This window comes from Streptomyces sp. NPDC093598, assembly GCF_044764825.1.
Classification (GTDB): domain Bacteria; phylum Actinomycetota; class Actinomycetes; order Streptomycetales; family Streptomycetaceae; genus Streptomyces.
This window is the reverse complement of the sequence record NZ_JBIWIV010000002.1, coordinates 602033-621431: the sequence shown is the minus strand read 5'-3', so window position 1 is coordinate 621431 and position 19399 is coordinate 602033. Positions and strand designations below refer to the sequence as shown.

The following is a 19399-nucleotide window of genomic DNA, read 5'->3' as shown; positions in this document are numbered from 1 at the left end:
AGCGGGGAAAGCGCTTACCGAACGGGGTTCACCTAAGGTACGCCAGCCCGGGATGGACCTCGGTATAGCCCTCGACCAGCCTGCGGGCCACATTGACGGAGTCGACGAGGGGGTGCAGGGCGAAGGCCTTCACGGCCGTCGCGCGGGAGCCGGAGCCGGCGGCGGCCAGCACCTCGCGCTCGACCGCCTTGACCGCGCAGACCAGGCCGGTGGCGTGGTCGGGAAGCGGGTCGACGGTGACGGGGTGGGCGCCGTTGGCGTCGACGAGGCAGGGGACCTCGATCACGGCGTCGGCGTCCAGGACCGAGAGCGTGCGCTGGTTACGGACGTTGAGGATCAAGGTGGTGCGCTCGTCCCGGGCGATCGCCCGCATCAGCGCGAGGGCCACCTTCTCGTAGCCGCCGGACAGGTCGTCCTCGTCGCGTTCGCCGGCGCCGGCGGTCTCACGGTTCTCGGCCATGTACGTGGCCTCCCGTTCGGCGCGGGTGCGGTCCCAGACGGTGAGGGCGGGGGCGTCCGGGTTCCTCATCTCGGCGTAGAAGCGGGCCTGCTGCTCGTGGAGGAACGCGCCGCGGGTCTTCTCGGCCTGCTGGTAGGCGCGTACGGCCTCGCGGTTGAAGTAGTAGTAGTGCAGGTACTCGTTGGGGATCGCGCCCAGCGACCGCAGCCAGTCGGCGCCGAAGAGCTTGCCCTCCTCGAACGAGCCGAGCAGATCGGGGTCGGCGAGCAGGCGCGGCAGTTCGTCACGGCCGGCGACGCGCAGGCCGCGCACCCAGCCGAGGTGGTTGAGGCCCACGTAGTCGATCCACGCCTCCCCCGGGTTCTTCACGCCGAGCACCCGGGCGATGCGGCGGCCGAGGCCGACCGGGGAGTCGCAGATGCCGATGACCCGGTCGCCGAGGTGGCGGGACATGGCCTCGGTGACCAGGCCGGCCGGGTTGGTGAAGTTGATGACCCAGGCGTCGGGGGCGAGCCGGGCCACCCGCTGCGCGATGTCGACGGCGACCGGGACCGTGCGCAGACCGTAGGCGATGCCGCCCGCGCCGACCGTCTCCTGGCCCAGCACGCCTTCGGCCAGGGCCACGCGTTCGTCGTTCGCGCGTCCCTCCAGGCCGCCGACGCGGATCGCGGAGAACACGAAGTCGGCGCCGCGCAGGGCCTCGTCGAGGTCGGTGGTGGCGCTCACCTCGGGTGCGTCGGGGACGCCTGCCGCCTGCTCGGCGAGGACGCGTGTCACCGCCGACAGCCGTCCGGCGTCCAGATCGTGCAGGACGACGTGCGTCACCCGGCCCTCGGCGTGGTCCTGAAGGAGCGCTCCGTACACCAGCGGCACGCGGAATCCTCCGCCGCCCAGAATCGTCAGCTTCACGCTTGCACCTTTCCCGCCACGACCACCTCGACGCCCGCCTCCTGGAAGGAGGCCCGCGTCACCGGGTCGACCGGATCGTTCGTCACCACCGCGTCCAGGTCCTCGGGACCGCAGACCTTCGCCATCCCGTGCCCGGGGAACTTCGCCGCGTCGGCCAGGAGGACCACCTTCTCGCCCGCCCTGATCATGGCGCGCTTGACCGGCACCTCCACGACCGTCGTGTCCATGACCTGCCCACCGGGCCGCACCCCGCTGGTGCCGAGGAAGAGCCAGTCGGCGTGCAGCTGGCGCAGGTTGTCCTCGGTGAGGAAACCGACCAGGGAGCGGTACTCCCGGCGGACCATGCCGCCGAGCAGGACCAGCTCGATGCCCTCGTCGTCGGCGAGTTCCTCGTAGACCACCAGGTTGCTGGTGATCACGGTGAGCCGGCGGCCGTGCAGCTGCCGGGCCAGCCGGTAGGCCGTCGTCCCGATGTCCAGCAGCACCGACTGGCCGTCCTTGATCATCGCGGCGGCGCGTTCGGCTATGGCGTCCTTCTCGGTGACGCGCACCTCGGCGACCTCGGCGAAGGGCTGGTCACCCTCCTCCACGACGGCGCCGCCGTGCACGCGCGTGAGCAGTCCGTCTTCTTCCAGTTTGACCAGGTCACGCCTGATTGTGGCGGGACTCACCCCCAGCTGCTCTGAGAGGTCGGTCACGGCCGCGGGCCCGCCGGCGCGCAGGGCCCGCAGGATGAGTTGGTGTCGTCGTTCTGCCAGCACGGCGGGAACACTACTCGTCATCTTTAATCATTTCCATGCTCAGTTCTGCTCGGGTATTGACCAATCTCTCTGAGCAGCGCACGATTCCGGTCACCGAAATGAAGAGTTTTGACGATCTCCGTCGAAGCCGTGAGCGAGAGGACACATCCGTGGACGATGACCGGCCCGATGTGCTGCTGACCGGGCTGCTCTTCTACGACCTCGTCCTCACGGGGCTCGGCAAGCCGCCGACGCCGGGCGAGGAGATCTGGACCCGGGGCATGGGCTGCGGCCCGGGCGGCATCGCGAACCTCGCGGTGGCCGCCTCCCGCTTCGGCCTGAAGACCTCCCTGGCCACGGTGTTCGGCGACGACCTCTACGGCGCGTACTGCCGGGAAATCCTGCGCGACCAGGAAGGCGTCGACCTCTCGCTCTCCCGTACGGCGGACGGCTGGCCGACCCCGGTCACCGTCTCCGTCGCCTACGGCCACGACCGGGCCCTGCTCACCCACGGCCAGGAGCCGCCGTACTCGCAGGACGTGCTGATGGGCGACCCGCCCGACGCGCGTACCGCCCTGGTGCACATCGAGGCCCGGCCGCGCGAGTGGCTCGCCAAGGCCGCCGCGAACGGCACGCACATCTACGCCGACGTCGGCTGGGATCCCACCCAGGAGTGGTCGACGGCCCTCCTGGACCAGCTGGCCCTGTGCCACGCCTTCCTCCCGAACGAGACCGAGGCGATGGCCTACACCCGCACCGACAGCGCGCTGGCAGCGCTGGGCACCCTCTCCGAGCTGGTGCCGGTCGCCGTGGTGACCCGGGGCGGGGGCGGCGCCATCGCCGTCGACCAGATCACCGGCGAGTACGCCGAGGTGCCGGCCCTGGACACCGACGTCCTGGACGCGACGGGCGCCGGGGACGTCTTCGGTGCGAGCTTCGTCGCGGCCTCCCTGGGCGGCTGGCCGCTGGCGCAGCGGCTGCGGTTCGCGGTGCTCGCGGCCGGGCTGTCCGTCCGGTATCACGGCGGCGCCCTCGCGGCCCCCGGCTGGTACGGCGTCGCACGCTGGTGGCGTTCCCAGACCGACCCGGAACTGCGCCGCGCCTACGGCTTCCTGGCCGACCGCATCCCGGCCGACCCCGGCCCGCCCGTGCGCCACGCCCCCGTCACCCCGCCGAGCCCTCACACCCCCGTCGGTCCGCGCGCCTCCTGAAGGGCGGCACTGACTCTCCCACCCCTCTGCACGTCGAACAGGAACAACAGGAGTGACCCGTGGACCTTTCTCGTAGAGGCTTCCTCCAGGCCGCCGCCCTGACCGCGGCCGCCTCCGGTCTGACCGTCGCATGCGGCGGCGGCTCAGGATCGGCCGGCAGCAAGAACGGCAAGAACCTCACCTTGTGGTACTGGGGAGGCGCGCTCAGCGACAAGGTGGTCGCCGAGGCGAAGACGCACTTCAGCGGCCAGGTGAAGCTGACCGCCGCCTCCATCGGCGGCGACTTCAAGCAGAAGCTGACCACGACCCTCGCGGCGGGCGCCTCCGTGCCCGACATCACCGGCATCAAGGGCGAGGACATGGCGTCCTTCCTGCCCAACGCGAACCGCTTCCTCGATCTGAACGACCTCGGCTTCAAGAAGATCGCGTCCCAGTACCTGGACTGGAAGACCAAGCTCGCCCGGACCGAGGACGGCAAGCAGATCGGTTTCCCGATCGACATCGGTCCCACCGCGCTCTTCTACCGCGCGGACCTGTTCGACAAGGCCGGTCTGCCCACCGACCCCGACAAGGTCGCCGCCCGGGCCGGGACCTGGGAGGAGTACTTCGCGCTCGGCACCGAGCTGCGCAAGAAGGTGCCCGGCACCTACCTCGTCAACAACATCAGCTCGGTGTTCAACATCGCGGTCGGCCAGGGCACCGAGCGGTTCATCGACAAGGACAACCACTTCATCGGCGACCAGGACCACATCCGCACCGCGTGGGACACGGCGATCCGGCCCTACACCCTCGGCATCGACGCAAAGATCAACGACAACACCTGGAACGCCGCCATCGGCAGGACCCTGACCACCGAACTCGGCGCGGCCTGGCACGCCCTGGACATCGAGCAGGCGGCCCCGAAGACCAAGGGCAAGTGGCGGGTCTGCGCGACGCCCGGCGGACCGGCCAACCAGGGCGGCTCCTACCTGGCCCTGCCCAAGCAGTGCCGGAACCCCGAAGAGGCGTTCAAGATCGTCAGCTGGATACTCAGCCCGGAGAACGACGCCCGCGGCTTCACCGACGCCGCCATCTTCCCCGCCGCACCGGCGGCGTACGCCATGCCGGCCATGACCGGCGGTGACCCCTTCTTCGGCGGGCAGAAGGTCATCGAGGTGTTCGGCCCGGCCGCCAAGGCCATCCCGTCCAGCTACGAGGCACCGGCCGACGCCGCCGTCATGGCTCCCTACTTCACCGAGCTGACCAGCATCGAGTCCAAGGGCAAGAAGCCCGAGGACGCCTGGAAGGACGCGGTCGCCCAGGCCAGGCAGATCGCCCGGCGACAGGGGGTGAACTGAGGTGTCCTCACCTCCGGTCACCGGTTCCGCCGCGGTGCCCCGGCACCACGGCGGGCCGGGCCCGGCCCGCTTCCGCCCGCGGCGCACGCCGCCCGCGGGCACCGTGCGGCCAGGGCGTCGCGGTGTGCTGTCCCACTGGCGGCAGTACCTCGCGATCTCGCCCTTCTTCCTGATCTTCGGCGTCTTCTCGTTCTTCCCGGTCTTCTACTCCCTGTACCTCGCCTTCCAGCGCTGGGACGGCATGGGCACGGTGCAGTTCGTGGGATTCCAGCAGTTCCGGTTCCTGTGGGATGACCCGGTCTTCTGGCTGTCGATCCGCAACACCCTGGTGATCTGGGTGCTGTCCACCGTGCCCACCCTGTTCGGCGCCCTGGTGCTGGCGACGCTGCTGCATTCGGTGCGCCGCTTCAAGGGCTTCTACCGCATCGCCCTCTACATACCGAACGTCACCTCGATCGTCGCCGTGTCGATCTTCTTCGGCGCGGTGTTCAGCAACAACTTCGGGCTGGTCAACGCGATCCTGGGCACGGTCGGCATCGGACCCGTCCCGTGGCTGAGCAATCCGTGGCTGATCAAACTGGTCATCGCGCTGCTGATGACCTGGATGTGGACCGGCTACAACATGATCATCTACCTGGCCGGCCTCCAGGCCATCCCGACCCAGATCTACGAGGCGGCCAGGCTGGACGGCGCCGGGCCGATCCGTACGTTCTTCCAGATCACCATGCCGATCATGCGGCCCATCATCCTGTTCACCGTCATCATCTCGACCATCAACGGCCTGCAGAGCTTCAGCGAACCCCAGGTCCTGTTCGGCAGCAACGCCGCCAACCCGAACCTCGGCGGGCCCGGCCAGGCGGGCCTGACCACGCTGCTGTACTTCTACCAGTCGGCCTTCGTCAACAACGACTACGGCTACGGCGCGGCCATCGTGTGGGCCTTCTTCGTACTGATCATGGTGCTGGTCGTCGTCAACTGGCGCGTCGTCCAGCGCGGGAGGAAGTCATGACCGCAGTGGTCCCCAGGCGGTCACGGCGCCCCAAGGGCCTGACCGCGCACATCGTCCTCGCTCTGGCCGTCCTGGTCTCCGTCTTCCCGTTCGTGTGGACGATCGTCATGGCGACGAACACCACCGAGGACATCTACAAGAGCCCGCCGAAGCTCACCTTCGGTTCCCACCTGCTGGAGAACGTCCGGCACGTGCTGGACACCATCGACTTCTTCGGGTCGATGCTGAACACGCTCGTCGTCGCGTCCGTCACCACCGTCCTGGTGCTGTTCGTCGACTCCCTGGCGGCGTTCACCTTCGCCAAGTTCGACTTCCCCGGCCGCAAGGTGCTGTTCGCCATGCTGGTGGGGTTCATGATGCTGCCGCTCCAGCTGGCCGTCCTCCCGCAGTTCATCCTCATGTCCGACATCGGCTGGGTCGGCACGCTCAAGGCACTGGTCCTGCCCGCCCTCGCCAACGCCTTCGGCATCTTCTGGCTGCGCCAGTACATCGAGAACGGCGTGCCGGACGAACTGCTCGACGCCGCGCGCATCGACGGGGCGGGGTTCTTCCGCCAGTACTGGAACATCGTGCTGCCGATGATCAAGCCCGCGCTGTCGTTCCTCGCCATCTACGCCTTCGTCGGCGCGTGGAACGACTACATCTGGCCGCTGATCGTGCTCAACGACCCCGGCCACCTCACCCTCCAGGTGGCGCTGGCCCAGCTCCACGTCGGCCACACCACCGACTACAGCATGGTCATGGCCGGTGTGCTCATGGCGTCCGTGCCGCTGGTCGTGGTCTTCACGCTCTTCGCGCGCGGGTTCATCGCGGGCGCCACGGAGGGTGCGGTGCAGGGGAGCTGACGCGCCCCGAAGGGGCGCGGGGAACTGCGCGACCAGCCACAACGGACAGGCGGCCGACAACCGGCAGGCGGTCCCGAGCGACGAGGGAGGCAAGCGGTGACGGACGTCGACGCCGGGAGCAGCGCACGCGCCAAGGTACTCGTCGTCGGCATGGACGGCCTGCGCTACGACCGGCTGACCCACTCGCCGGCCAACGCCCCGGTGCTGCACGCCCTGATGGCCGCGGGCGCCGTCGGCACGAGCCTGCTGCCCTACGGCCGAGCCGACGACGAGCCCTCGGACGGCAGGGCCTACACCGACTCCGGCCCTGGCTGGTCGAGCGTGCTGACCGGGGTGTGGCCCGACCGGCACGGGGTCACCGGCAACGACTTCAAGGGCGCCGACTACGCCCGCTACCCCGACGTCCTGACCCGCGCCGCCGCCGCCCGGCCGGGTCTGCGCACGGCGGCCGCGGTGTCCTGGCCTGCCCTGGTCCGCCGCGGCACCCTCGGCCGGGCCATCGGCCGGCGTGTGCGCTACAACGGCGAACTCAGGGGCTACGCAACCGCGGACCGCCGCGTCGCCCGCACCGCCCTGCGCTGGCTCACCAGGTCCGACCCGGACGTCCTGTTCGTGTACTTCGGCGCCACCGACGAGGCCGGCCACGCCACGGGCCCCCTCTCCCCCGCCTACGACCGGGCCCTCCTCGCCCAGGACACCCACCTCGGGCGGCTGCTGGAGGCGATCGACGCCCGGCGCGCCGACCCGGGGCGCGTCGAGGAGCGGTGGACCGTGCTGGTCACGACGGACCACGGTCACCTCGACTCCGGTGGCCACGGCGGCGACTCGCGTGCCGAGCGGGAGGTCTTCGTCGTCCTCGCCGAGCCCGGCATGCCCGCGGGCACCCGGCTCGACACACCCCGTCTCATCGACATCGCCCCCACCGTCCTGGACCGCCTCGGCATCCCCGTCGACCCCGCCTGGGGCCTGCAAGGGCGCGTCCTGGTGCGGCCCACCCCACGAACCCCGGAACGGTCATGACCGACGCACCCCCCGATCCCCTGCTCGCCCTGCGCCCCTGGGAGGCACCCGAAGTGACCTCCTGGGGCCGGCTGCCGATGAACGCGGTCGACCGGCGCTCCGGAGCCGTCCTGCTCGACGGCGACTGGCGCTTCCAGCTCCTGCCCTCGCCGGACGCCCCGCTCGGGGAGGTCTGGTCGTCGTCGTACGTCCCCGGCGCGTGGACCGTGCAGGGCACGGACGACCTCCCGCAGTACCTGAACATCCGCATGCCGTTCGCCGAGTTCCCTCCGGACGTGCCCGCCGCCAACCCGACCGGGGTGTACGAGCGGACGGTGGACGTGCCGGCCGAGTGGACCGGGCGGCGGATCGTGCTCCAGGTGGGGGCCGCCGAGAGCGTGCTGCTGGTGCATGTGGACGGGCGGCCCGTCGGGATCTCCAAGGACTCGCACCTGGCGGCCGAGTTCGACCTGACGGGCCTGGTGCGCCCCGGGGAGCGGGCCACCGTGCGTCTGACCGTGGTGAAGTGGTCGGACGCCTCGCACATCGAGGACCAGGACCAGTGGTGGCACGGCGGGATCACCCGCTCGGTGCTGCTGTACGCCGTCGACCCGCTGCATCTCGCGGACGTGACCGTGCGGGCCCGGCGGGACGGTGACCTGCTGGTGGAGTGCCGGGTGCGGGACGCGGCCGGGGCGCTGCCCGAGGGCTGGTACGTCAGCGGGGAGCTGGACGGGCACCTGCTCACGCAGGACGCCGCGTTCGACCGGGCCAACGCCGACGACGAGCGCGTCTCCGGCTTCCTCGGTGAGGCCCGGCTGCGCACCGCCGTGCCGGACGTCCGTACCTGGAACGCCGAGACGCCGGAGCTGTACGGCCTGACCGTCCGCCTCCACCGCGCCGACGGCACGGTCGCCGACACCTCCCGGCACCGCGTCGGCTTCCGCGACGTCGAGATCGACGGCCGGGACCTGCTGGTCAACGGCGAGCGCGTGTTCATCCGGGGCGTCAACCGGCACGACTTCCATCCGCTGACCGGCCGGACGGTGACGTACGAGGACATGCGCGCCGACCTCGTCCTGCTGAAGCGCTTCGGCTTCAACGCCATCCGTACCGCGCACTATCCGAACGACCCGGCCCTGTACGACCTGGCCGACGAGCTCGGTTTCTACGTCGTCGACGAGGCCGACCTCGAGTCCCACGACCACGCGCACGAGATCGCCGACGATCCGCGCTACCTGGGCGCCTTCGTGGACCGGGTCGCACGGATGGTGCTGCGCGACAAGAACCACCCGTCCGTCATCGTCTGGTCGCTGGGCAACGAGTCCGACTACGGCGCGAACCACGACGCGGCCGCGGGCTGGGTGCGCCGGCACGACCCGACCCGTCCGGTCCAGTACGAGGGCGCGGCCAAACGCGGCTGGGCGGATCCGGACCTGGCCTCCGACATCGCCTGCCCGATGTACGCGCCGCTGGAGGAGTGCCTCGCGCACGCCCTGTCCGGCACCCAGACGAAGCCGCTCATCCAGTGCGAGTACTCGCACGCCATGGGCAACAGCAACGGCACGCTGGCGGACCATTGGGCGGCCATCGAGGCCACCCCGGGTCTTCAGGGCGGGTTCATCTGGGAGTTCTGGGACCACGGCATCCTCCAGCGTGTGAACGACGGCAGACCGGCCGGGCGTGGGGGCGCCGGGCTCTACGGCAACGGTGTCGCCGCGCCCGGGCATCGCTGGGCGTACGGCGGCGACTTCGGCGAGAGGGACCACGACGGCGCCTTCATCGCCGACGGGGTCGTCTTCCCCGACCGCACCCCCAAGCCCGTGATGTTCGAGCACCGGGAGATCGCCGCGCCGGTGCGGATCGACAGCTTCCGGCACGAGGGCGTCGTCCTGAGCAACCACCAGCACTTCCGGGGCCTGGACTGGCTGTCCGGCGAGTGGGAGCTGTCCCTCGCCGACGGCGGCACCCTGACGGCTCCCGCCGAACTGCCCGCTCTGCGGCCGGGCGAGACGGCCGCGGTGCCGCTGCCGTTCGCCCTGCCGGAGGACGGCGGCGAAGCGTGGCTGACCCTGCGGGTCACGACGGCCGGGGACGAGCCGTGGGCGCCGCGCGGCACGGTGGTCTGCCTGCCGCAGGTGCGGCTGCGGGCGGCACCTCCGCCAAGGCACAGCCGGGTCCCGGACGGCCCGGTCGAGGTCGACGAGGACGGGCTGCTGGTCCATCCCCTGCTGACGTCCGCGCCCAGGCTGTCCCTGTGGCGGGCGCCGACCGACAACGACGAACTGGGCGGCATGGCGGCCCGCTGGGGGGAGTGGGGGCTGGACGCGCCCCTCCGCACAGTCGTTTCCGTGCGGCGTGCCCCGGGCCGGGTGGCCGTGGTGTCGGACCACCTCTGCGAGGGCGGGACCGTCCGGCACGAGCAGGTGCTGACGGCCGTGGAGGGCGGACTGCTCGTCGACGAGTGCGCCGAGCTGCCCGAGGCGCTGCACGATGTGGCCCGGGTGGGGACCGTGTTCGAGACGGTCGCCGGGCTGAACCTGCTCGAGTGGTTCGGGCAGGGCCCCTGGGAGTCGTATCCGGACCGGGCCGCGGGCGCGCCCGTCGGCCACCACTGCCTCGCGGTGGACGAGCTGTTCACGCCGTATCTGCGGCCGCAGGAGAGCGGAGGGCGGCACGGCGTACGGCGGTTCACGCTGTCGGCGCCGGACGCCACCGGCCTGGCGGTGCGGCTGGACCGGCCCCGACAGGTCTCCGTGACCCGGCATCGCGCGGCCGACCTCGCCGCCGTCGCGCATCACGACGAACTGGTGCCGCGGGCCGGGTGCGTGGTGCACATCGACGCTGCGCACCGCGGGCTGGGCACGGCTTCGTGCGGGCCCGACACCTTCGCCTCCTATCTCGTCGCGGCAGGCGTCCATCGCTGGAGCTGGACGCTGCGCGTTCTCTGAGTTCTCCTCCCTCTCCGTCACCCCCCCGTCACCCCTCTCAGTCACCTCATGGAGCACCCGTGTGCACTTCGCATGACCACGACCCGGGCGAGGCGCCCCAGGCCGGTGCCGGAAGACGCGGCTTCCTCCGCGCGACGGCGCTGCTCGGCGCGGGTGCGGCGGCGGTGACCGCGTTGCCGGCCGTCACCGCCGAGGCGGCGACCCCGACGTGGCGCCCCGACCCGAACAGCCGCCGGTTCACGCTCGCGGTGATGCCGGACACGCAGTACCTCTTCGACGGGCCGAGCATCGACAAGGCGCCGGTCGAGGCCTCGCTGCGCTATCTGCTGGAGCACGGCAGGGAGGAGAACATCGTCTTCCTCTCGCACCTCGGTGACCTCACGCAGAACGGTGCGAAGGAGGAGTTCGCGGCGATCGGCGAGGCGTTCCGGCTGCTGGACCGGCGCGGCGTCGGCTACAGCGTCCTGGCCGGCAACCACGACGTGAAGTCGTCCACGACCGACCAGCGCGGCGCCACCCCGTACCTGGACGCCTTCGGGCCGCAGCGGTTCGAAAGGCAGCGGACGTTCGGCGGGGCCTCCCCGGACGGCTACAACTCCTTCCACCTGTTCACCGCGGGCGGCCGGGAGTGGCTCGTCCTCGCGCTGGACTGGCGGCTGTCACCGCAGGGCTACGCGTGGGCCAAGGACGTGCTGGCGAAGCACCCGAAGACGCCGGTGATCCTCACGACCCACGAACTGGTCGTCGAGGACGACACGTTGTCGGACTACGGGCAGCAGCTGTGGGACCAGCTGATCGAGGACCACGACCAGATCTTCCTCACCCTGGGCGGCCACTACTGGCCGGCCGCCCGCGCGACGCGGAAGAACGCGGCCGGGCACGACGTCCATCTGCATCTGACGAACTACCAGAACCGCTACTTCGGCGGCGCGGCGATGATCCGCCTCTACCGCTTCGACCTGGACCGCGACGTCATCGACGTGGAGACGGTCTCCCCCTGGATCCTCGGCCGGGCCAGGAAGGGGATCAACGAGCTGGAGCGGCAGGAGATGGAACTGAGCGGCGACGCCGACCGGTTCTCCGTCGAGATCGACTTCGAGAAGCGCTTCGCCGGTTTCGCGCCCGTGCCCGCCCGCCCGGCCCGGCCCGCCTCGAAACTGCTCGTCCCGGGCACGGTGGCGTACTGGCGCTTCGAGAAGCCCGTCGACGGCACGGCCGGAACGGTCCGTGACCTGTCCGGGCGGGGCAACGACCTCTCCCTGGTCACGGTCGGCGGCGGCGCGCTGGGCTGGTCGGCCGACCACCACCCCGACCAGCCGGGCCACGGCAGCCTGGAGTTCCAGGGCGACAAGCCGCCGCTGAAGGGCGCCTACCTGCGCACGGTCGACAGCGCCCCGCTCAACCGGGCCACCTTCGAGGACGGCTACACCATCGAGGCGTTCTACCGCCTGCCCGCCGACTGGGACCCGGACCACAACGCCTGGTCGGGCCTGGTCTCCCGCACGGGCACGGGCGGCGCCGCCGGAAAGACCGCGGACGACCCGGACGAGCCGCTGGCCACGCTGTCGCTGTCCAACGACCGTGAGCCTCAGTGGGCGATGCGCCCGCTCGACCAGCAGGGCATCGCCACCAACTGGGGCCAGGAGACCCCGCTGGAGACCTGGTGGCACCTCGCGGTCGTCAACGACGGCAGGCACACCACGCTGTACGTGGAGGGGTGCCCGGTGCTCCGCAACCCCAAGGCGTCCGCGGTCGGCATCACCTCCGTCGGACTCCCGTGGCTGCTCGGCGGTTACGAGTACGGCGGGAAGATCGACCAGATCCTGCACGGCCGGCTCGGCGACGTCCGGATCGTCGCCCGGGCGCTGCCCGTCACGTCCTTCATGAACCACTGACTTCTCGAGGACCCGTCATGACCGAGCAGCGGCTGCCCGACTGGGCCGATCCGTCCGTCTCCCCCACCGCCCTCGATCCGCAGGGCGTCTCCCGCCGCGGACTCCTGCGCCGCGCGGGCCTGTTCGGCGCCGCGTTCGCCCTGGGCTCCGCGGCCACCCCGGCCCTGGCCGCCGGTGACCGACGGCCGGGCGGCGAGGACCCCCGCCTCGCCTACCTCGTCGGCGACCACCACGTCCACTCCGTCTACAGCCACGACGCCAAGTACACCTTCTCCCAGCTGGCCGCGGCGGGCGCGAAGTACGGCCTGGACTGGATGGTGTTCACCGAGCACTCCACCTTCGGGCACGCCGACTTCGGCGCCGCTCTGGAGCACAAGGAGATCCTCCGGGCACGGGCGGAGAACCCGCGTCAGCTGATCTTCCAGGGCCTGGAGTGGTACATCCCGGCCGCCGAGCACTGCACGGTCTTCACCACGCCCGGCCGGCACGAGGTCGACCTGCTGACCCGCTTCGAACGCGCCTACGACGGCAAGCTCCTCGCCTACGACAGGGGCGGTCCGGGCGACGCCGACACCGCCCGCAACGAGGCCCACGCCGTCAAGGCCATCAAGTGGCTGGCACAGCAGCGCCGTTCGGGTTACGTCGACGACGTGCTGGTCCTCGCCAACCACCCCATGCGGCTGGGCATCGACTCCCCGCACGAGATGCGCAACTGGCGGGACGCGGCGCCGGAGATCATGATCGGCATGGAGGGCGCGCCCGGCGCCCAGGGCGCTGCCATCCCCGGCTGGCGCGGGGCCACCTCCGTGCGCGGCGAGTACGAGAACAAGCCGTCCGCGCAGTCCTGGCCCGGCTACCCGGCGGACGCCTACCTCACCTACGGGGGTTTCGACTGGGCGACCGCGACTGTCGGGGGCCTGTGGGACTCGATGCTGGCCGAGGGCCGGCTGTTCACGATCACCACCAACTCCGACGCCCACCGGATCGTCTTCGACACCTGGAAGAACGGCGACTGGCAGCCCGGGCAGACCTTCGACAGCACCGGGAAGCTACCCGACCCGGTGAACACGGACACCCCGCAGCCGGGCAGCGACTTCTGGCCCGGTCAGTTCAGCCGTACGCACGTCGGGGTCACGCGCTACGGCTATCGCGCGGTCATGGCGGGGATGCGCGCGGGCCGGGTCTGGGTGGACCACGGGCATCTGCTCGACGGGCTCGACGTCCGGCTGACACGGGACTGCGACCGGGGCCGCGGCGTGACGCTCGGCGGCCGGCTGCACGTGCGCAAGGGCGAGAAGCTCACCCTGAACGTCACGGTGACGACCGCCTCCCGGCCCAACCCGCAGGGCATCCTGCCCTGGTTGGCGCACGTGGACGTCATCCGCGGCGCGGTGCGCGGGCCCGTCACCGACCGCGACACCTGGAAGGCCCCCGACACCCGGGTCGTCCGGACGGAGGACGTCTCCGGCCGCAAGGGCACCTACACCCTGCGCATCCCGCTGACCGCGGACGAGGAGTCGTTCTACGTCCGGCTGCGCGGCAGCGACGGCAACCGCAACGGCCCGGGCCGCCTCGGCGCCTCGCTCGACCCGCACGGGCCCGTCCCGCACGCGCCCGGGAACGGTGACCCGTGGGCGGACACCTGGTTCTACTCGAACCCCGTGTTCGTCGACGTCGAGGGTTCCTGAGCCGGTGTACCAGCAGGTCACGGACTGATCGGGCGGAGGTACGGTGGGCCGCGTGACCGGTGAAGAGCCGCTGCGGCCCCAGTCCCTGATGCTGACGTTCCTGGGCGACCAGGTGCTCGGCCGTGACGTGTGCGTGTACTCGGGCAGTGTCATCGACGTGTTCGCCCGTGCCGGGATCGGCGAGCAGGCCACCCGCTCCACGCTGAGCCGCATGGTGGGCCGTGACCTGCTGCGCCGCCAGCGCGAGGGCCGCCGCATGTACTTCGGGCTGACCGAACGGTCGGAGGCGGTGCTGCGCGACGGCGAGCGGCGCATCTGGCAGACGGGTGCCGTCAACCGGCACTGGGACGGAACCTGGACCCTGCTGGGCTTCTCCCTGCCGGAGTCCTGGCAGCGCCAGCGCCACGACCTGCGTTCCCAGCTGACCTGGAGCGGCTTCGGCCCGCTGTTCAACGGCCTGTGGATCGCCCCCGGCGAGGTCGATGTGTCGGCCCTGGTGGAGGAGCTCGGCCTGGCCGCCCACGTGAAGGTGTTCCGGGCGCACGCGGACACCGGCACGGACATCGGCCAGATGATCGAGGAGACCTGGGAGCTGTCCGACCTGGCCGGGCGCTACGAGGGGTTCGTACGGCGCTGGCAGCCCTGGGAGGACGGCCTGCCGGACGCCGACGACGCGCTCGCGCTGCGGCTCCGGCTCCAGACGGAGTGGCTGCGGATCGTCCGGCGCGACCCACGGCTGCCCGTGGAGCACCTGCCGGACGACTGGCCGGCCGAACAGGCCGAGAAGACGTTCCGGGCCGTGCACGAACGGCTCTCACCGCTCGCCCGCGACGTCTCGGAACGCCTTCTGGACCTGGTGCCCGCGCGGCTTCAGGCGTAGAACCGCGACAGGCTCCGCAGCACCGCGGCCGGCTTGGTGCCGCCCTCGATCTCGATGGCGCCCTCGACGGTGATCTGCACACCGCCCGGCACGTCCTCGACCTCGGCCAGTTTCGCCGCCAGCCGTATGCGGGAGCCGGCCTTCACCGGGGCGGGGAAACGCACCTTGTCGAGACCGTAGTTGACCTTCGTCGTCACGCCCTGGACGTCCAGCAGCTCGGTGAACAGGGGGATGAAGAGGGAGAGCGTGAGGTAGCCGTGCGCGATGGGGGCGCCGAAGGGGCCCTCCTTGGCGCGCTCGGGATCCACGTGGATCCACTGGTGGTCGCCCGTGGCGTCGGCGAAGGTGTCGATGCGCTCCTGCGTGACCTCGATCCACTCGCTGGTGCCGAGGTCGCCGCCGGCGAGCTTCTTGAGTTCGTCGAGGCCGTTGACGGTGAGGCTCATGCGGTTCCTTACTGCTTGCCGTAGCGCGTACGGACACGGGACTTGAGGAGCTTTCCGGAGGCGGTGCGCGGGAGTTCCTCCGCGACGACCACCGACTTCGGGATCTTGTACTTGGCGAGGCGGCCCGCGAGCGAGGCGAGCACCTCGTCGGGGTCGAGGGCGGCGCCCTCGCGGGGCACGACGACCGCGCGCGGCACCTCGCCCCACTTGTCGTCCGGCACCCCGATCACCGCGCACTCGACGATGTCCGGGTGGGCCAGGAGCCGGTCCTCGATCTCGGCGGGGTAGATGTTCTCGCCGCCGGAGATGATCATGTCTTTGATGCGGTCGACGATGTGGACGTAGCCGTCCTCGTCGACCTGGGCGGCGTCCCCGCTGCGGAACCAGCCGTCCGCGAAGGAGGCGGCCGTCTCCTCGGGCAGCCCCCAGTAGCCGGGCATGACGTGCGGGCCGCGCACCACGACCTCGCCCACCTCGCCGACGTCGACGGGCGCCAGGTCGGGCCGGACGACGCGGACGTCGCTGAAGAAGTGCGGCACGCCCGCCGATCCGGCCTTGGTCACGGCGTGTTCGGCGTCGAGGAAGAGCGTGCCGGGAGCCGCCTCGGTCATGCCGTAGCCCTGGAGGAAGGTCAGACCGCGTTCCTGGTACGCGGCGATCAGCGGGGTGGGGACCGGGGAGCCGCCGCAGGTGAGGATGCGGAGCGACGACAGATCCGCGTCCGGCCAGCGCGGGTGGCGGGCCACCTGGTCGAACATCGTGGGCACGCCGAACATGAAGGTGATCCGGTGGCGTTCGATCAGGTCGAAGGTCGCGTCCGGGTCGAAGGCGTCGACCAGGACACAGGTGCCGCCCTTCAGCAGGACCGGAAGCGTCAGCATGTTCAGCCCTGCCGTGTGGAACAGCGGGGCGGAGACCAAGGCGCGTTCGTCGGCGATCAGGTCGGTGTCGACGAGGACGTTGACGGCGTTCCAGGTGAGGTTGCCGTGGGTGAGCATGGCGCCCTTGGGGCGGCCGGTCGTGCCCGAGGTGTACATGATGATGCAGGTGTCGTCGGCACCGACGGGTTCGTCGATCGGCTCTCCGGGCGCCTCGGCGACGGCCGCCTCGTACTCGCCGCCGACCTCCAGATAGACGCGTACGTCCGTGCTGCCGGGCAGGCCCGCGACCAGACCGGCGTAGGACGGGCCGTAGACGAGGGCCCGCGCGCCGGAGTCGGCGAGCTGGTAGGCGATCTCCGGCCCGGCGAGGCGGATGTTGAGCGGGACGAAGACCGCGCCGAGCGTGCCGGACGCGAACAGGGTCTCCAGATAGGAGGGGTGGTTGGGGCCCAGGTAGGCGATGCGGTCGCCGCGGCGCACGCCCCGGGCACGCAGGGCGTGGGCCAGGCGGGTGGTGCGGGAGTGGAGCGTGCCGTAGTCGGTGGCGGTCCCGCCGTGGATCAGGGCGGTGCGGTGCGGGGTCTTGCGGGCCCGGCGTGCGGGCCATGACCCCAGTCCCTCGTTGCGCATGTCACGCCCCTTACGGTTTCGTCAGCCCGAGCAGGCGGGCCGCGTTCTCCTTGAGGATCTTCGGCCGGACCTCGTCCTTGATCGTCAGCTTCTCGAAGTCGGCGAGCCAGCGGTCGGGGGTGAGGACGGGGAAGTCGGAGCCGAAGAGGACCTTGTCCTTCAGCAGGGTGTTCGCGTACTGCACGAGCTGCGGCGGGAAGTACTTCGGCGACCAGCCTGACAGGTCGATGTGCACGCCCGGCTTGTGCGTGGCGACGGCCAGGGCCTCGTCCTGCCAGGGGAAGGACGGGTGCGCCAGAATGATCTTCAGGTGCGGGAAGTCGGCGGCCACGTCGTCCACATGGAGCGGGTTGGAGTACTTCAGCCTGATCCCGCCCCCGCCGGGGACGCCGGCGCCGATGCCCGTCTGCCCGGTGTGGAAGAGGGCGATCGCGCCCGTCTCCTCGATCACCTCGTACAGGTCGTACGCCACGGAGCGTTCGTTGGGGAAGAACCCCTGGATGCTGGGGTGGAACTTGAAGCCCTTCACCCCGTACTCCTCGACCAGCCGCCGGGCCTGCTTGACGCCCGCCTTCCCCCGGAAGGGGTCGATGGAGGCGAACGGGATGAGGACGTCGGCGTTGGCGGCGGCCGCCTCGGCGACCTCCTCGTTCGGGACGGGCGCTGTGCCGGTGGCGGACTCGGCGTCGACCGTGAAGATCACGGCGGCCATGTTCCGCTCGCGGTAGTAGGCGGCGGTCTCCTCCAGGGTCGGCTTCCGCTTGCCCTCGACCTTGAAGTAGGCCGAGGAGGCGTCGTGCAGGTCGTCGTCCAGGGAGGAGTGGCCCTGGGAGGACACCTCGGCGTGCGTGTGGACGTCGATCGCGACCAGGTGCTCGACGTTCATAGAGGGGTCCATCACGCCTCCGGGAACTTCGGCGCCGGGATGCCCACCGACTGGAGCTCGGCACCGACCGAGGTGGGCCAGGCGTCGGCCAGCGTGTCCGGAGTCCAGCCGCCGTCGGCGTAGGCCGCCCTGATCTCCTGCGGATGCGACCAGAGTGCCACCTTGTCGCCGCCGATGCCGACGCACTGGCCGGTGACGCCCCGGGCGGCTTCCGAGGCCAGGAAGGGAACCAGGGCCGCGCAGTCCTCGGGGGTGCCGAAGCCCTCGCCCTTGCGCAGGAAGTCCGGCAGCGGCTCGCCGCCCCGCATGGCCTCGATGTAGGGGGCGAACGCCGGGATGGTCTCGGTCATCGCGGTGGCGGCGACCGGCACGATCGCGTTGACCGTGATGTTCGCGCGGCCCAGCTCCATCGACCAGGTGCGGGCCATGGCGGCGATGCCGGCCTTGGCGGCGGCGTAGTTCGTCTGGCCGAAGTTGCCGCGCTGGCCGGCCGGGGAGCCGACCAGGATCAGCGAGCCGCCCTCGCCCTGCTCGCGCATCCGGACGGCCGCGGCCCGGGCGCAGGTGAAGGTGCCCTTGAGGTGGGTGGTGAGCACCGCGTCGAAGTCCTCGTCGGTCATCTTCCACAGGACCTTGTCGCGCAGGATGCCCGCGTTGGTGACGAGCACGTCGAGCCGGCCGAACTCCTCGACCGCGCGGTTCACCAGCCGCTCGGCGGCCTCGGTGGTGCCGACCGGGACGACCTCGGCGACGGCCCGGCCGCCCGCTTCCGCGATGGACTTCACGGCCGCCTCGGCCACCGCCTCGTCGACGTCGTTGACGACCACGGACGCGCCGTGGGCGGCCAGGGCATGGGCGTAGGCGAGGCCGAGGCCGCGGCCGCTGCCGGTGACGACGGCGGCCTTGCCGGAGAGATCGATGCTGGGCACGAGCGGGTCCCTTCACACAGGGTTCGACTGCGAGTCACAGGGGTTCGACTGCGCATCACACGGGTTCGACTGCGAGATTGAAGCTAAGAGCAATAATTGTTGTCGTCAATAGTTGTTGGTGACCTTTGGGTGCGAGATGCTGGAATCACCAGGAAGCAGCACCGAGCACAGGGAGCCCGCCATCTCACGCCAGAACGTCTCCGCGAAGCCCATCGACGCCCACGAACCGTGGATGCGCGGACTGCACGCCGACACGGGCTATCTGCTGTACCGCCTGGGCCTGCGCTCGGGGCAGCTCTTCAACGCCTGCCTCCAGGAGTCGGGCCTGCGGCTGCGCCACTACGCGGTGCTGCGCTTCCTCGCCACCACCGACGGCGCCCTCCAGCGCGAACTGAGCGCGCGGCTCGGCTACGACCCGAGCGCGATCGTCGGCCTGGTGGACGACCTGGAGAAGCTGGGCTTCGCCGAGCGCCGCCCCTCCCCCGACGACCGCCGCAGCCGGATCGTCGTCCTGACCGGGAGCGGCCGCGACTTCCTCCGCGACACCGACGAGGCCGGCCTGCGGGTGACCGGCGAACTTCTGGGCCCGCTGGAACCCGCCGAGCGGGAGACCCTGCACGCGCTGCTGTTGCGGATCGCGGAGGACGGCCTGAACTGATGTTGTGCAAATGATTGACGGCTGCACGATGGATGCATAACTTCA

Annotated in this window: 16 protein-coding genes; 10 read left to right on the top strand and 6 right to left on the bottom strand. The window is 71.0% G+C overall.

Annotated elements, in window-relative coordinates:
- Positions 1-28: 28 nt before the first annotated feature.
- Complete coding sequence (locus ACIRDU_RS08800) at positions 29-1369, bottom strand: 6-phospho-beta-glucosidase (RefSeq protein WP_403576197.1); 1341 nt, start codon at positions 1367-1369, stop codon at positions 29-31.
- The gene (locus tag ACIRDU_RS08795; RefSeq protein ID WP_403577331.1) at positions 1366-2130 is read right to left on the bottom strand and encodes a DeoR/GlpR family DNA-binding transcription regulator; all 765 of its coding nucleotides are present in this window, start codon (positions 2128-2130) and stop codon (positions 1366-1368) included. The genes ACIRDU_RS08800 and ACIRDU_RS08795 overlap by 4 nt, the downstream gene beginning before the upstream one ends.
- Before the next feature lie 149 nt (positions 2131-2279).
- Between ACIRDU_RS08795 and ACIRDU_RS08790 the strand changes: the two genes are divergently transcribed.
- From ACIRDU_RS08790 to ACIRDU_RS08750, 9 genes are all read left to right on the top strand, one after another.
- Positions 2280-3320, top strand: coding sequence for a carbohydrate kinase family protein (locus ACIRDU_RS08790; protein WP_403576195.1), 1041 nt, complete (start codon positions 2280-2282; stop codon positions 3318-3320).
- A gap of 59 nt (positions 3321-3379) precedes the next feature.
- The gene (locus ACIRDU_RS08785; protein WP_403576193.1) at positions 3380-4657 is read left to right on the top strand and encodes an extracellular solute-binding protein; all 1278 of its coding nucleotides are present in this window, start codon (positions 3380-3382) and stop codon (positions 4655-4657) included.
- Positions 4658-4781: 124 nt separating this feature from the next.
- The gene (locus tag ACIRDU_RS08780) at positions 4782-5666 is read left to right on the top strand and encodes a carbohydrate ABC transporter permease (protein WP_403577328.1); all 885 of its coding nucleotides are present in this window, start codon (positions 4782-4784) and stop codon (positions 5664-5666) included.
- Positions 5663-6511 (top strand): carbohydrate ABC transporter permease, encoded by an 849-nt coding sequence (locus ACIRDU_RS08775; RefSeq protein WP_403576191.1) that lies wholly within the window; start codon positions 5663-5665, stop codon positions 6509-6511. Before ACIRDU_RS08780 ends, ACIRDU_RS08775 begins: the two co-directional genes overlap by 4 nt.
- A 96-nt stretch (positions 6512-6607) precedes the next feature.
- Positions 6608-7531: an alkaline phosphatase family protein gene (locus ACIRDU_RS08770; protein WP_403576189.1), complete on the top strand. Its 924-nt coding sequence runs from the start codon at positions 6608-6610 to the stop codon at positions 7529-7531.
- Positions 7528-10461 carry a glycoside hydrolase family 2 TIM barrel-domain containing protein gene (locus ACIRDU_RS08765; protein ID WP_403576187.1) on the top strand — a complete coding sequence of 978 codons (2934 nt, stop codon included), beginning with the start codon at positions 7528-7530 and terminating at the stop codon, positions 10459-10461. The genes ACIRDU_RS08770 and ACIRDU_RS08765 overlap by 4 nt, the downstream gene beginning before the upstream one ends.
- 59 nt (positions 10462-10520) lie before the next feature.
- Positions 10521-12356, top strand: a complete 1836-nt coding sequence (locus ACIRDU_RS08760; RefSeq protein WP_403576185.1) for a LamG-like jellyroll fold domain-containing protein — start codon at positions 10521-10523, stop codon at positions 12354-12356.
- Positions 12357-12373: 17 nt separating this feature from the next.
- Positions 12374-14044, top strand: coding sequence for a PHP domain-containing protein (locus tag ACIRDU_RS08755; protein WP_403576183.1), 1671 nt, complete (start codon positions 12374-12376; stop codon positions 14042-14044).
- A 52-nt stretch (positions 14045-14096) separates the two neighbouring features.
- Positions 14097-14924 (top strand): PaaX family transcriptional regulator C-terminal domain-containing protein, encoded by an 828-nt coding sequence (locus ACIRDU_RS08750; RefSeq protein ID WP_403576181.1) that lies wholly within the window; start codon positions 14097-14099, stop codon positions 14922-14924.
- Here ACIRDU_RS08750 and ACIRDU_RS08745 read toward each other — a convergent pair.
- Genes ACIRDU_RS08745 through ACIRDU_RS08730 form a run of 4 tightly spaced genes read right to left on the bottom strand, consistent with a single transcriptional unit; the run spans position 14915 to position 18696 of the window.
- Positions 14915-15370: a MaoC family dehydratase gene (locus ACIRDU_RS08745; protein WP_403576180.1), complete on the bottom strand. Its 456-nt coding sequence runs from the start codon at positions 15368-15370 to the stop codon at positions 14915-14917. The genes ACIRDU_RS08750 and ACIRDU_RS08745 overlap by 10 nt on opposite strands.
- An 8-nt stretch (positions 15371-15378) precedes the next feature.
- A complete protein-coding gene (locus tag ACIRDU_RS08740; protein WP_403576178.1) occupies positions 15379-16881 on the bottom strand; it encodes a long-chain fatty acid--CoA ligase in 1503 nt (500 codons plus the stop codon).
- Positions 16882-16891: 10 nt separating this feature from the next.
- Positions 16892-17767: an amidohydrolase family protein gene (locus ACIRDU_RS08735; protein WP_403576176.1), complete on the bottom strand. Its 876-nt coding sequence runs from the start codon at positions 17765-17767 to the stop codon at positions 16892-16894.
- A gap of 11 nt (positions 17768-17778) precedes the next feature.
- Entirely contained in the window at positions 17779-18696 is a 918-nt protein-coding gene (locus ACIRDU_RS08730; protein WP_403576174.1) for an SDR family NAD(P)-dependent oxidoreductase, read from the bottom strand.
- A 232-nt stretch (positions 18697-18928) separates the two neighbouring features.
- Between ACIRDU_RS08730 and ACIRDU_RS08725 the strand changes: the two genes are divergently transcribed.
- On the top strand, positions 18929-19354 hold the full coding sequence (locus tag ACIRDU_RS08725; protein WP_403577325.1) for a MarR family winged helix-turn-helix transcriptional regulator: 426 nt from the start codon (positions 18929-18931) through the stop codon (positions 19352-19354).
- The last annotated feature ends 45 nt before the right edge of the window (positions 19355-19399 follow it).